The following is a 12,636-nucleotide window of genomic DNA, read 5'->3' as shown; positions in this document are numbered from 1 at the left end:
CGGGGGAGGGCGGTCTGCCGCGGCTCGCCGCGTGGGCCCTCGTACGCGCCGGATTCCAGCCGCAGTCCGGGTACTTGCAGCTCTCGCACTACGATCCGCAGACCCCGGCCTCGTACGCGATGAGCTACGCACGCGCCTCGGTGGACGACGCGCTGTGCGGCTACGGATGGGCGCGGACCGACGACTCCGGCACCCCGGTGCCCTACCGCCGCTCCGAGCTGGCCGCCGCCTTCGGCACCAGCCCCGGACGGGCGCCCGCCCCGGGGGTGCTGATCGACGAGAACGCGCCCGGCGGGCCCGTCGCCGACAGCAAGTCCCGTGGCGCGGACGGTCGTCACGAGTACAATCTGCGCGGCGAGCGCTGTGTGTACCGGCTCGCCTATCCGCAGCGCGGCTCGACGGGTGCCGAACGGACCTGGGCGGCGCGGCTGGCCGCCGGGCTGGACGCCACGCGCCGCAGCGGCGATCTGCACGGCAAACCGGCCCTCATCGTGCACGGCCGGGACGACACCAGGGTGCCCGTGAACCACAGCTCGCGGCCGTACCTGGGGCTCAACGCGCGGGCCCAGCAGGGGAATTCCACGGTCGGCTATGTCGAGGTCACCCACGCCCACCACAGTGACGCGCAGACGCCGGGCCTGGACAACCGCTACGTCCCGCTCGGGTACTACTACCAGCAGGCGCTGGACGTGATGTGGCAGCGGTTGCGGGGCCGGGGCGGGGAGCTGCCGCCCAGCCAGGTGGTGCGGACGGTGCCACGGGGCGGTGAGCCGGGGCACGCCCCCGAGCTGACGCGGGCCAACGTGCCCGCGATCGCGGCCGATCCGGCGGCGGGGGACCGGGTACGGGTGGTCCGGGGGACCGTGCGTGTCCCGTAGGCTCAGGCGTCCGGCCGGTCCACCTTCTCCTTGCTGACGGTGGAGAGGTGCTCGCGCAGATAGGCGGAGGCTTCGGCGCGCTGGTCGGCCAGCAGCAGGTCGGCGATCTTGACGTGGTCGGCGCAGCGGACGACGGCGCGGTCGCGCTGGAGTGAACGCCGGTATTCGATGAGTCGGCGCAGGCGGTCGACGCGGCGGAGGGCGTCGATGACGACGGAGTTGTGGCTACAGGCCATGACGACCTCGTGGAAGCGGCTGTTGAGGTCGTACAGCTGGGCGTTGCCGATGTCCCAGATCTCGCCGTCCACCAGGCGCTGCTGCTGCGCGCGGACGGTTTCGAGGGCCTTGCGGTCCACGACGAATCCGGGTTCGAGGATGGCGGCGGGTTCGATGGTCAGACGGAAGCGGTAGCTGTCCTGGTAGGACTCCATCGAGGTGAGCATGGGCTGGAACTCCCAGCCGTATCCGGGGAGCCGTTCGATCCAGCCCTCGACGGCGATGCGGCGCAGGATGTGGGCGAGCCGTCCCGGCATGAGGTCGTAGCGGCGGGCGAGGGCGTTCTCGGTGACCCGGTCGGGCAAGTCGCCGTTGAGGCGATCGGCGGCGATGCGCAGATAGGCGTCCTCGGTGTCGTCCTCGGCGGAGGGGGCCGGGGATGCCTCGGCGAGGGCCTGCCCGGTGAGCGCCACGGTGTAACCGCCGCGCTCGGCCGGGGCCACGACGCCTTCGTCCGCCAGCAGCCGCAGGGCCTGGCGGACGGGCGAGCGGGAGACCTTCAGCTGGTCGGCGAGCGCGCGCTCGACCAGGCGGGTGCCGGCGGAGAGCCCTTCGGCGGGGACCGGCCGGGACCGGTGCGATCCCGGCCGTCGGCGGCGTTAAGGGGCGAGGACGGAGTATACGTGCTCGACCTGCGGCGGAGCGGCGAAATGGGGTCCGGCGAGGGCCCGCCACCGGGTGAAGTCCTCGGAGCCGCGGAAGGTGACGGTGTGGTGCTCCAGCGTTTCCCACTGGACGATGAGCCGGTAGCGCGTGGGGTGCTCGACGCTGCGGTGCAGGTCGATTCCGTGGCAGCCCTCGGCCGCGAGGAAGAGGGGCCGCGCCTCGGCCACGGCCTGCTCGAAGTCCTCCTCCTGGCCGGGGAGGATCTCGATCTGGGCGATCTCGGTGATCACGGTGGTGGCTCCTGGTCGTGAAGGGCTGTGGTGTCAGCGGTCGGTTTCGGCGGGTTTGGCGTGTTCGGCGTCGACGCGTGCCGTGACGCCGGTGTCGACGAGGGTGCGGGTGGCGTCCACTGAAGCGTAGATCCACAGGATCCGCATGGGCTCGGTGGGCGAGGCGTTGCGGAAGCGGTGGGGGTGTCGGCGGCGACGTAGGTGGTGTCGAAGCGGGTGAGGTGGTGTTCGGTGCCGTCGATCTCGGCGATGGCGTCGCCTTCGAGGATGGTCACGCTCTCGGGGCAGTTGTGGGTGTGCAGCGGGATGCCCGCGCCGCCGTCGAAGAGGGTCTGGCCGGTGAGGAAGATCTCCGCTCCGGTGGCCTGGGTGACCAGGGGGATGGTGCGGGCGCCGCCGCCGCGGGTGAAGGCGGGCAGCTCGGCCGGGCGCACTGACGGCGGGCGGGAAGCAGCCGCCGCAGGGCGTGTCGATGGTGGGTGCCATGGGTGTTTCTCCTGGTCGGGGGTTTCAGGCGGTGGGTGTGGCGGGGCCGATCCACACGGTTTTGATGTTGACGAATTCGCGGATGCCCTCGGCGCCGAGTTCGCGGCCGTAGCCGGACTTCTTGATACCGCCGAAGGGCAGGCGCGGGTCGGAGGCGACCATGCCGTTGATGAAGACCGCGCCCGCGTCGAGGGTGCGGGCGAGGTGGCGGGCGCGGTCAAGGTCGGATGTCCACAGCGCGGCGCCGAGGCCGTACTCGGTGCGGTTGGCCAGGGCGATGGCCTCATCCGCGTCGGCGGCGCGGGTGATGGCGGCGACGGGGCCGAAGGTCTCCTCGTCGAAGGCGGCCATGCCGGGGCGGACGTGGTCCAGCACGGTGGGCGGGTAGTAGCAGCCCGGCCCCTCCGGGACATGACCGCCGGTGGTGAGGACAGCGCCCGCGGCGAGGGTGCGCCGCACCTGGTCGTGCAGCGTGTCGCGGAGACTGGCGCGCGCCATCGGCCCGATCGCGGTGTCCACATCGGTCGGATCACTGGTCTTCAGCGCGGCCGCGGCGGCGGTGAACGCCGCCACGAACTCATCCGCCACCGGCTCCTCGACAATGAACCGCTTGGCATTCACGCAGGACTGGCCCACGTTGATGTAGCGGGCCTTGACGGCGGTGGCGGCGGCCTGGGCGACGTCGGCGTCGGCCAGGACGACGAAGGGGTCGGAACCGCCGAGTTCCAGGACTTGCTTCTTCAGTACGGCCGCGGCCTAGAGCGTGTCTTCGATCAGGTAGCTCGTTGTTCTGGTCATGATGAGTCGGGGGGATCTGACTGATGACGAGTGGGCCGTTCTGGAGCCGTTGTTGCCGGTGAGCAACAACCGGTGTGGCCGGTGGCGAGATCATCGGCAGGTGATCAACGGGATCATCCACCGGCTGAGCACTGGGACTCAGTGGCGTGAGCTGCCCGAACGCTTCGGGCCGTGGAAGACCGTGCACAAACGGCACTTGCTCTGGTCGGCCGACGGCACCTGGAATCGGCTGCTCCAGCACGTCCAGGCCCTCACCGACGCGAAAGGCGACATCGACTGGAACATCAACATCGACTCCACCGTCACCCGCGCTCACCAGCACGCTGCCGGGGCACCCAAGTCCCAGCCGCCTGCGCTGCGTTCCTCAAAGGGGGCACCACAAAGATCGCTTCAGATGGCGACGAGCCTGCTCGTCCCCCTGGCGGAGGCGGTGCGGCAGGCGAGGGCCTTGGCCGGTCCCGCGGCGGGCTGACCTGCAAAGTACACCTGGCCGCTGACGGCCACTGCCGCCCGCTGGCCCTGCTGATCACACCCGGGCAGCGGGCGGACTGCACCCAGTTCGAGCCGGTCATGGACAGGATCCGGGTCCCCCTCGGGGCCGGCCGCCCTCGTCGCCGACCTGGCAGTGTCAGCGCCGACAAGGCGTACAGTAGCCGCAGTATCCGTGCTTACCTGCGCAAACGCGGGATCTCGCACGTGATCCCGGAGAAGAAGGACTACAAAGCCGCACGCCTGCGCAGGGGTTCACGGGGCGGACGGCCCGTCGGCTTCGACAAAGAGCTACAAAGATCGGAACACGGTGGAGCGTGCCATCGGAAAGCTCAAGCAGTTCCGAACCGTGGCGACCCGCTACGACAAGCGCGGATACATCTACCTCGGCAGTGTCACTGCCGCTGCCCTGTTGATATGGCTCCGAACCTGACTGCGGACAGTAGATGGCGGGCGCCTGGGCCGGCGCCTTACTCGCTGTGCATGATCTGGATCAGGTTGCCGCAGGTGTCGTCGAAAACCGCTGTGGTGACCGTGCCCATCTCCAGCGGCTCCTGGGTGAACTCCACCCCGAGCCCGCGCAGCCGGTTGAACTCCGCTTGGACGTCGTCCACGGCGAACGAGGTGGCCGGGATGCCGTCCTTAACCAGTGCCGTCTTGTACGGCTGCACCGCGGGATGGCTGGAGGGCTCCAGCAGCAGTTCGGTCCCGTCGGGGTCTTCCGGCGAGACCACGGTCAGCCACCGGGCGTCCTCGCCCAGCGGGACGTCATGCTTCTTCACGAAACCGAGCACGTCGGTGTAGAAGCGCAGGGCCTCGGCCTGGTCGTCGACGAAGACGCTGGTCACATAGATCTTCATGGGGTGCTCTCCGGTGCGTCGGGCCTGAGCCATCGGGTCGCGATGCGCTCAAGGGGTTCGGTGTTCAGGTCGTGGAACTTGTAGCGGCCCTGGCGCCGCGTACGGACGAGACCCGCGGATTCGAGTACTGCCAGGTGCTGGCTGATCGCCTGCCGGGACAGCCCCAGACCGTGCTTCGTCACCAGCCGTGCGCATATCTCGAACAGGGTCTGGCCACCCCGCTCCACCAGCTCATCAAGGATGTGCCGACGGGTGGGGTCGGCCAGTGCCTTGAAGACATCCTCTGCCATAACCACCACCATAGGCAAGTGGAAGCTTGCCTATCAAGCTAGGCGCTCTGTCGCTGCCTGATCGAAGAGACGCGCCCTAGGTGTGCTGTCCGGAGAGGTTGGTGATGCGGCTGGCTGGGGTGCGGCCGCTGATTCCGGTGTGGGGTCGGTGGTAGTTGTACCAGTCCAGCCAGTCGGGAAACGCTGCCTGCCGTTCGCCTTCTGAGGTGTAGGGCCGCTGGTAGGCCCACTCGTCCAGCAGGGTGCGGTGGAAGCGTTCGACCTTGCCGTTGGTCTGGGGCCGCCAGGGGCGGGTCCAGCGTGGGCGGATACCCAGCTCACGGCAGGTGTGGTGCCAGGTGTTCTTGCTGTAGGCCCAGGCGTTATCGGTCAGCACCCGCTCGACGGTCACGCCGCGTGCGGCGAACCAGGCGGCAGCTCGACGCAGGAAGTCCGCACAGGTGGCCGCCTGCTCGTCGGGCAGGTGCTCGGTGTAGGCAAGGCGGGAGTGGTCATCCAGCGCGGTGTGCAGGAAGGCATGGCCGGTCCCGTTCCTGTTCTTGCGGCCGGCTGCCCGGCCCAGGGCTTTGTGGCCGCCGCCGTCGGGGATGCGGCCGAGTTTCTTGACGTCGATGTGGACCAACTCGCCGGGGCGGGAGCGTTCGTACCGGCGGACGGGTTCGCCGGTGGCCCGGTCCAGCGTGGCCAGTGGTGGCAGGCCGTGGCGTTGAAGAATGCGGTGAGCAGTAGAGGCGGCGACGCCGGCACGGGCCGCCAGTCGCAGCGGACCGATCTGGTGTTCACGGCGCATCCGCAGCACCCGCTCCTCCACCAAGGCGGGCGTCCGGCGTGGTGAGTGGTGGGGGCGGCTGGAGCGGTCGTGCAGACCCGCTGCCCCGTGGCGGCGGTAGCGCCCGGCCCAGCGAGCGGCGGTGGTGTGGCTGACCTGGAACCGTTCGGCCGCCCGCCGCAGCGGCCAGCCGTCGTCGACGACGCACCGGGCCAGACGCAGCCTGCCGGTCGGGGTCAGCGGGGCGTTACGGTGGATCAACGAGGGCCTCCTGGGCATTGGTGCAGATGTCGCAATCCACACCGAAACCAGAGGCCCTCGCCTCGTTCAAGCACCCCTCACGGCGCGTCGCCCGTCACCAACGTGCCGGGACAGCACACCTAGGCGGCGACGATCGCACCGACCTCGGTGGAGCCGGTGAGGGTCACCGCCGCGACCCGCGGATCGGCGATGACATCGGCCACCTGGCCGACCTCGACCAGCAGCGTCCGGCACAGGCCCTCGGGCGCACCGGCCTTGCGCACGACCTCCTCGACGGCCAGGGCGCACTGCGGCACATTGTTGGCGTGCTTGAGCAGTGCACCGTTGCCCGCGGCCAGGGCCGGGGCGGCGAACCGGAAGAACTGCCAGAACGGGGTAGTTCCACGGCATCACCGCCAGCACCACCCCCAGCGGATCGTGCACGACCGCGCTTTCGGCGGCGTTGCTGGCAATGGGCCGGTCGGCGAGGTGCTCCGGGGCATGGTCGGCGTAGTAGTCGCACGTCATCGCGCACTTGTCGATCTCCGCGCGCCTCGGTGACCGGCTTGCCATCTCGGCGGTGATCAGGGCCGCGTAGGTGTCCCGGCCCTCCCGCAGGACACGCGCCATCTCCCGCAGCAGCCGAGCCCGGCGGCGCAGCACGGCCGCCGACCGCCCTCGGTTCCCCGATCCCGTACGAGGCACAGCCATGCCCTCATCGCCGCCCGTCGCCCGCACCCACCGCGTCCTCGGCACCGGGCACAGTCCCGCACCCGCCCTCCCGAACGGCGCCTGGGACACCCACGTCCATGTCTTCGGGCCCGCCGACCGCTACCCGTACGCGGCCGACCGCAGCTACACCGCGCCCGACGCGCTGCCCACCGACCTGAGCGCCCTCTGGACACCGGGCAGGTATGGGTGAAGGGCCGCACACCGGCGGCACTCCCGCCAGCCGCGACCCGCAGCGGATCGAGCCCTACCTCACTATCGACGACGGCCTCTCCCTGACCCGCTTCACCGAGCAACTCAGCCCGTCCCACCTGCGCCACGTCCTCGTGGACAACCCGGCGACCCTCTACGGACCGTGAGCCCGCGGGTAATCTGACGCGTCAGCACCGCTCGCCGCCGAAACCGCGAAAGGGCACGTCGAGGTGATGGACTTACGGGAGCACTTACGGGGGTGGTGGGCGCGGGCCCGGGCGTTGTCGGCAGCCCATCCGCCGGCCGTCGACATCGGGGTCGCACTCCTGATCCAGGCGGCGATGACGATGCCGTTCGTGGTGCCGCGCCCGGACGAGGTCGCACCGGCGACCTGGCCCGCCTACGGGCTGACCACGCTCACCGTGATCCCCCTGATCTGGCGTCGGCGGGCTCCCCTCGCCGTCCTGTTCGCGATCCTGGCGACCAGCGCGCTGTACAGGCTGGCACTCCCCGAAGGGCCCGGGCAGCCGCTCCCGTACACCGGGCTCGTCATCGTCTACACCATCGCCGTCCTGTCACCGCCGTGGAAGCGGCTGGTCACCGGGATCCTGGCGCTGGTCGCCGTGCCGTTGTCGGTCTGGCTCAACACCGGGACGGCACGCGAACTCACCTTCTCCTTCTTCGTGTTCGCGGCGGCCTACGTCTTCGGGCGGCTGACCGACGCCCGGCAGCGGGCCCACCGGGTCGAGGCCGAACAGGCCGCGGCGCGGGAACGGGCCCGGATCGCCCGGGAGATGCACGACATCCTCTCCCATGCGGTGAGCCTGATGATCGTCCAGGCCGAGGCGGGCCCGGTGGCGGTGCGTACGGCCCCGGAGCGGGCGGAGGCCGCCTTCGACGCCATCTCCGAGACGGGCCGGGACGCCATGGCGCAGCTGCGCCGCATGCTGGGCGTGCTGCGCGAGGGCGACGAGCCGGACGGCGCCCCGCGCGCACCGCAACCGGGTCTGGCCGGTCTGCCCGAGCTCCTCGACCGGGTGCGGACCAGTGGCCTCGATGTCGTGTACGGAACGGCGGGTCCCGTGCGGGCGCTGACGGACGCGACCGGGACGACGGTCTTCCGTATCGTCCAGGAGGCACTGACGAACACAGTCCGGCACGCGGACGCCCGCACCGTCTCGGTACACCTCACCTACACGGAGCGGGATATGGACATACGGGTGACGGACGACGGGCGCGGTCCCCGGTCCGGTCCCGGCGTCGGCCACGGCCTCGTCGGGATCCGCGAGCGGGCGGCGGCCCACGGCGGTACGGCGGTCACCGGCCCGGGCCCGGACGGCCGGGGCTTCGAGGTGCGGGTGCGCATCCCCGTACCGACCACGGCGGAGGCGGCGGAGGTGGCGCGGTGAGCATCCGGGTGGTGGTGGCCGACGACCAGGAGCTGGTGCGCAGCGGCTTCTCGATGATCCTGGACGCCCAGCCGGACATCGAGGTGGTCGCGGAGGCGGGCGACGGATCCGAGGCGGTCGCGGCCGTACGGCGGCACACGCCCGATGTGACGCTGCTCGACATCCGGATGCCGGGCATGGACGGCATCGCGGCCTGCCGCGAGATCAGCGCGGACGGCGCCTGCCGGACGGTGATGCTGACGACCTTCGACTCGGACGAGTACGTGTACGACGCGCTGCACGCGGGCGCGAGCGGCTTCCTGCTGAAGGACGTACGCCGGGACGATCTGGTGCACGCGGTACGGGTGGTGGCGCGGGGCGACTCGCTGCTCGCGCCGTCCGTGGCCCGCCGCCTGGTCGAGCAGTACACCCGCCCGGCCGCCCGGTCGCGGCGGCCCGATCCCCGCCTGGACGCGCTGACCGGGCGGGAGCGGGAGACGCTGCTGCTGCTCGCGCGGGGCCTGTCGAACGCCGAGATCGCCGCGGGAGCTGGTCGTCAGCGACCACACGGTCAAAACGCATGTCGGCCATGTGCTCGCCAAGCTGGGTCTGCGGGACCGGATCCAGGCGGTGATCTGCGCGTACGAAACGGGCCTGGTCACGGCCGGGGATCCGCCGCCCGGGGGACTGTCCGGCCCCGGACAGTCCCCCGCGTCGGCGAGGAAGTGACCCGGCGGATCCCGCCGGTGCGGGCGATCCGCGATGAGCCCCTGGTCAGCAGGATGGAGCCATCGAGAACCACGGCATCCACCCATGGAGTTGACCATGCAGAGCACCACCCGCACGCTACTGGCCGCCGCGCTCGTCCTCGGCACCGTCGTGGGCCCATCGGCCCTCCCGGCCGTCGCGTCCGCCCCGCCGCCCGCGGCATCGGCGCGGCCCGCGGACCCCACGGTCCCCGCCCTGGAGGACGCCATCGCGAACCTGTCGGACGCGACGGCCGCGCTGGTCAGGGTGGGCGGCACCGAGGGTGTCTGGCGGGGCAGTTCGGGTGTGCACGATCTGAGGACCCACCGGCCCGCCGATCCGGGTGCCCGCTTCCGCGCCGGTTCCGTGACCAAGGTCTTCACGGCGGCCGTCGCCCTGCAACTGGTCGCCGAGGGCAGACTGGACCTGGACCGCAGCGCCCGCTCCTATCTGCCGGAGCTGATCCCCGCGTCGTACAAGAAGGTCACCGTCCGGGAGTTACTCAACCACACGCATGGCATCCCGGCCCCCGACTTCCCCGGGGACACGGTCGAGGAGTGGTACGCGAACCGCTTCCGGACCTATGACCCCGAGGACATGGTCCGCTCGGCGACGGCGAAGAAGCGCGAGTTCGCGCCGGGCACGAAGCAGCACTATCTCAACATCGGCTACACGATCGCCGGGCTGCTGATCGAGCGCGTCACGGGCGACTCGTACGAGCGTCAGCTGGCCCGCCGGGTCCTGAACCCGCTCGGGCTGCGCGACACGTACTCACCCGGGGCGGATCCGCACATCGTCGGCCGACACAACCACGGCTACCAGAAGATGAGGCTGGACGACGGCACGACCGGCCTGCGCGACGTCTCGGTGTGGAGGGCGACGGACGCCTGGGCGGCCGGGGACCTCATCTCGACCACGGCGGACCTGGAGCGGTTCACGAAGGCCCTGTTCCAGGGCCGGGTGGTGCGCGGTCCGCTCCTGGAGGAGATGTTCACGCTGCCGGAGGTGCCGGACGTCAAGAGCGGCGCCCCGGCCGCCTACTCCACCGGCCTCTCGATGAAGAAACTGGGCGGCCGCGAAGTGTGGGGGAAGACGGGTGGCCGCTGGGGTTACAACACGGCCATCGCCTCCACCCGCGACGGCTCCCGCACCCTCGTCTACAGCGTCAACTCCACGGACGCCAAAGGGCAGGACTCGGGCGAGGTGGCGGTGAACCTCATGGTGGCCGCCTACGGCCGGCCTTAGAACCGCACCCGCAGCGAGCCGGGGCCCCGGGTGAACACCCCTGTCTCGGTGGGGACCTCACCATCGGCGAAGGCCATCGTCGGGAAGGCGTCCAGCAGGTGGTTGACGCCCACCTCGATCTCGGTCTTCGCCAGGAGCGCCCCCACGCAGAAGTGCCGCCCGAGTGCGAACGCCAGATGGTCCGCGGCGGCCGAGAAGGCACTGCCGGTCGTCAGATCCTCACGGAAGATGTTGAACGTGTCAGGATCGGCGTAACGGCTCCCGTCCCGGTTGGCCGCTCCGATCAGGCAGGTGACGGTGGCACCCGCCGGAATCGTGCCACCGCTCACCTCTACGTCCTCACAGGGCTGACGGAAGATCATGTGCACCGGAGGCGTGAAGCGCAGCGTCTCGGCGAAGGCCGCCGGGATGAGGGTACGGTCCTCGCGCACGGCCGCCAGTTGCTCCGGATGCGCCAGCAGATTGCGGAAGAGACCGGCGATGGCCTTGTCCGTGGTCTCGCCGCCCGCCGCCAGCAACAGGCTGACGAACGCCTTGATGTCCTCGTCGCTCATCCGCGTGCCGTCGATCTCGGCGGTACACAGGACGGAGAGCAGATCGTCGCCCGGGTGCGCGCGCCGGTCCTGGATGACCGGGATCATGTAGGCGGCGAGTTCCTCCCGCGTGCGCAGCCCCGCCGCCGCGACCTCGGGGTCCTGGCTCAGGTTGCCCAGGAAGTCGATCATCGAGGTGTACCAGATGTGGAACCGGCCGTGGTCCGCCCGGTTCAAGCCGAGCATGTCGACGATCACGTTGATCGGAAAACGGGTCGCGTACTGGCCCACCAGATCGGCTTCCGGCTCGTCCCGGAAGGCGTCGATCAGTTCGCGGGAGTTGCGCTCGATGACGGGCAGGAACTTCTCCCTCAGGTCCTTCCCCCGGAAGGCGGGCGCCACCAGCGCGCGGCGCACGGAGTGTTCGCGCCCGTCCATTTGGAGAATGGTCCGGCCGTGCACCGGCTCGATCTGCCAGTCGTAGTTGTGGCTGGTGAACACCGGGTCCTTGAAGGCCCGGGCGACGTCTTCGTAGCGGGAGATGATGTAGGCGTCCGTCGCGGGGTGGTGGATCAGCGGAAAGTCCTGGCGCATGGCCCGGTAGGCGGGGTACGGGTCCGCCGCGAACTCCGGGGAGAGGATGTCGGGTGCCGTGGAGGGAGTGGTGGTCATGAGGAAGTACTTCCTGGGCGAGCGGCGGCTGTCACCGGCCGTACCCACCCACGGCGTACGGCACGGGGCATCACACCAGGGCACGACGACGGCCCCGCTCATGCCACGTGATGGGACGTCAGGTCGTGGCCAAGGCTAGACGCCCCGGAACTGGCGGGTCCAGATCCACTCCGTCAGCCGTCGGACGGCATCGGGGACCACACCCCGGCGGCGGTCCCTTCGCGGACATGGCGTTCGTAGACGGCCACCTTGGTGTGGATGACGTCCAGGCAGGCGCCGAGTTCGTCCATCCTGGCCCGGACGTTCTCCTCGTGCTCACGGAGCAGCGCGAGCCGCTCGGGCTCATTGCCCGGACCGCGGCGGACTAGTTCGGCGAACGTGCGGATCGTGGCGATCGGCATACCGGAGGCGCGCAGCCGGTCGCACAGCGCGAGCCAGTCCACATCGGCCTGTGCGTAGACCCGCTGCCCGCCGCCGGTACGGGGGATCTCCCGCAGGAACAGCCCCTCGCGCTCGAAGAACCGCAGCGCGTGCACGCTCAGTCCGGTCGCCTCGGAGACCTTGCCGATGCTCAGGCCGTCGTCGTTCATCGGGGAACCGCTCATCGGGGAACCGTACCTTGACCTAGCGCGCGGTCTAGGTTTTAGCGTCCTCCGCATGATCACGAAACAGCGGAAGCTCCCCTCCGGATTCGGCGCCCACAGCACCGCCGACGACGTTCTCGCCGGGGTCGACCTGACCGGCGCCACGGCCCTGGTCACCGGCGGATACTCCGGGCTCGGCCTGGAGACCACGCGCGCCCTGGCCCGCGCCGGGGCGCGCGTCATCGTCCCGGCGCGGCGGCCCGGCACCGCCGGGGAAGCCCTGCGAGGCACACCCGGGGTGGAGGTCGGAGCGCTCGACCTGGGCGATCTGGAGAGCGTGCGCGCGTTCTCGGACCGCTTTCTCGACACCGGCCGGACGCTCGACATCGTCATCAACGGCGCCGGTGTGATGGCGTGTCCGGAGACCCGGGTCGGCCCGGGCTGGGAAGCCCACTTCGCCATCAACCACCTCGGGCACTTCGCGCTCGTGGGCCGCCTCCGCCCCGCTCTCGCCCCCGGCGCCCGCGTGGTGGCGGTGGCGTCGTCCGGCCACTTCCTGAGCGA

General features: G+C 70.6%; 16 protein-coding genes and 4 pseudogenes. 8 read left to right on the top strand and 12 right to left on the bottom strand.

Annotated elements, in window-relative coordinates:
- The coding region (locus tag SSOG_RS02970) for a D-(-)-3-hydroxybutyrate oligomer hydrolase (RefSeq protein ID WP_215490548.1) at positions 1 to 878 on the top strand (878 nt) is incomplete at its 5' end.
- A 2-nt stretch (positions 879 to 880) separates the two neighbouring features.
- Here the strand turns inward: SSOG_RS02970 and SSOG_RS57865 are convergent.
- The 5 genes and pseudogenes from SSOG_RS57865 to SSOG_RS02950 form a co-directional block, all read right to left on the bottom strand.
- Positions 881 to 1,567 carry a GntR family transcriptional regulator gene (locus tag SSOG_RS57865; RefSeq protein ID WP_342634410.1) on the bottom strand — a complete coding sequence of 229 codons (687 nt, stop codon included), beginning with the start codon at positions 1,565 to 1,567 and terminating at the stop codon, positions 881 to 883.
- Between the two features lie 9 nt (positions 1,568 to 1,576).
- A pseudogene (locus tag SSOG_RS57365) lies at positions 1,577 to 1,690 on the bottom strand (GntR family transcriptional regulator); the annotation flags it as partial.
- A 63-nt stretch (positions 1,691 to 1,753) separates the two neighbouring features.
- The gene (locus SSOG_RS02960; protein WP_009712721.1) at positions 1,754 to 2,050 is read right to left on the bottom strand and encodes an antibiotic biosynthesis monooxygenase family protein; all 297 of its coding nucleotides are present in this window, start codon (positions 2,048 to 2,050) and stop codon (positions 1,754 to 1,756) included.
- A complete protein-coding gene (locus tag SSOG_RS02955) occupies positions 2,047 to 2,484 on the bottom strand; it encodes a cupin domain-containing protein (RefSeq protein WP_009712720.1) in 438 nt (145 codons plus the stop codon). The genes SSOG_RS02960 and SSOG_RS02955 overlap by 4 nt, the downstream gene beginning before the upstream one ends.
- A 76-nt stretch (positions 2,485 to 2,560) precedes the next feature.
- On the bottom strand, positions 2,561 to 3,280 hold the full coding sequence (locus SSOG_RS02950) for an aldehyde dehydrogenase family protein (protein ID WP_281048182.1): 720 nt from the start codon (positions 3,278 to 3,280) through the stop codon (positions 2,561 to 2,563).
- A gap of 52 nt (positions 3,281 to 3,332) precedes the next feature.
- On the opposite strand from SSOG_RS02950, the pseudogene SSOG_RS50225 reads away from it, so the two are divergent.
- A pseudogene (locus SSOG_RS50225) lies at positions 3,333 to 4,256 on the top strand (IS5 family transposase).
- Between the two features lie 37 nt (positions 4,257 to 4,293).
- Here the strand turns inward: SSOG_RS50225 and SSOG_RS02935 are convergent.
- From SSOG_RS02935 to SSOG_RS57355, 5 genes and pseudogenes are all read right to left on the bottom strand, one after another.
- Positions 4,294 to 4,683: a VOC family protein gene (locus SSOG_RS02935; protein WP_009712716.1), complete on the bottom strand. Its 390-nt coding sequence runs from the start codon at positions 4,681 to 4,683 to the stop codon at positions 4,294 to 4,296.
- Complete coding sequence (locus tag SSOG_RS02930) at positions 4,680 to 4,973, bottom strand: ArsR/SmtB family transcription factor (protein WP_039936423.1); 294 nt, start codon at positions 4,971 to 4,973, stop codon at positions 4,680 to 4,682. The genes SSOG_RS02935 and SSOG_RS02930 overlap by 4 nt, the downstream gene beginning before the upstream one ends.
- 76 nt (positions 4,974 to 5,049) lie before the next feature.
- On the bottom strand, positions 5,050 to 6,003 hold the full coding sequence (locus SSOG_RS02925; protein ID WP_039936422.1) for an IS481 family transposase: 954 nt from the start codon (positions 6,001 to 6,003) through the stop codon (positions 5,050 to 5,052).
- Positions 6,004 to 6,122: 119 nt separating this feature from the next.
- A complete protein-coding gene (locus SSOG_RS57360) occupies positions 6,123 to 6,320 on the bottom strand; it encodes an aldehyde dehydrogenase family protein (RefSeq protein ID WP_281048181.1) in 198 nt (65 codons plus the stop codon).
- Positions 6,321 to 6,438: 118 nt separating this feature from the next.
- Positions 6,439 to 6,612, bottom strand: a pseudogene (locus tag SSOG_RS57355) (NADP-dependent succinic semialdehyde dehydrogenase); the annotation flags it as partial.
- A 79-nt stretch (positions 6,613 to 6,691) separates the two neighbouring features.
- Here SSOG_RS57355 and SSOG_RS02915 point away from each other — a divergent pair.
- From SSOG_RS02915 to SSOG_RS02900, 5 genes and pseudogenes are all read left to right on the top strand, one after another.
- The gene (locus tag SSOG_RS02915) at positions 6,692 to 6,904 is read left to right on the top strand and encodes a hypothetical protein (RefSeq protein WP_009712713.1); all 213 of its coding nucleotides are present in this window, start codon (positions 6,692 to 6,694) and stop codon (positions 6,902 to 6,904) included.
- Positions 6,897 to 7,070: a hypothetical protein gene (locus SSOG_RS52170; protein ID WP_009712711.1), complete on the top strand. Its 174-nt coding sequence runs from the start codon at positions 6,897 to 6,899 to the stop codon at positions 7,068 to 7,070. Before SSOG_RS02915 ends, SSOG_RS52170 begins: the two co-directional genes overlap by 8 nt.
- A gap of 66 nt (positions 7,071 to 7,136) precedes the next feature.
- On the top strand, positions 7,137 to 8,312 hold the full coding sequence (locus SSOG_RS02910) for a sensor histidine kinase (RefSeq protein WP_039936421.1): 1,176 nt from the start codon (positions 7,137 to 7,139) through the stop codon (positions 8,310 to 8,312).
- Positions 8,309 to 9,020: pseudogene (locus SSOG_RS02905) on the top strand (response regulator). The gene SSOG_RS02910 and the pseudogene SSOG_RS02905 overlap by 4 nt, the downstream one beginning before the upstream one ends.
- Positions 9,021 to 9,116: 96 nt before the next feature.
- A complete protein-coding gene (locus SSOG_RS02900) occupies positions 9,117 to 10,283 on the top strand; it encodes a serine hydrolase domain-containing protein (protein ID WP_009712707.1) in 1,167 nt (388 codons plus the stop codon).
- On the opposite strand, the gene SSOG_RS02895 is transcribed toward SSOG_RS02900, so the two are convergent.
- The gene (locus SSOG_RS02895; protein WP_009712706.1) at positions 10,280 to 11,488 is read right to left on the bottom strand and encodes a cytochrome P450; all 1,209 of its coding nucleotides are present in this window, start codon (positions 11,486 to 11,488) and stop codon (positions 10,280 to 10,282) included. The genes SSOG_RS02900 and SSOG_RS02895 overlap by 4 nt on opposite strands.
- Before the next feature lie 173 nt (positions 11,489 to 11,661).
- Positions 11,662 to 12,093, bottom strand: a complete 432-nt coding sequence (locus SSOG_RS02890) for a MerR family transcriptional regulator (protein ID WP_009712704.1) — start codon at positions 12,091 to 12,093, stop codon at positions 11,662 to 11,664.
- Between the two features lie 52 nt (positions 12,094 to 12,145).
- On the opposite strand from SSOG_RS02890, the gene SSOG_RS02885 reads away from it, so the two are divergent.
- A partial coding sequence (locus SSOG_RS02885) for an SDR family NAD(P)-dependent oxidoreductase (protein WP_154686076.1) occupies positions 12,146 to 12,636 on the top strand: 491 nt, incomplete at its 3' end.

Origin of the sequence: Streptomyces himastatinicus ATCC 53653 (genome assembly GCF_000158915.1) — a bacterium.
GTDB classification, from domain to species: Bacteria; Actinomycetota; Actinomycetes; order Streptomycetales; family Streptomycetaceae; genus Streptomyces; species Streptomyces himastatinicus.
Note: the sequence above shows the minus strand (reverse complement) of the source record. Positions and strands in the feature narration are given on the sequence as shown.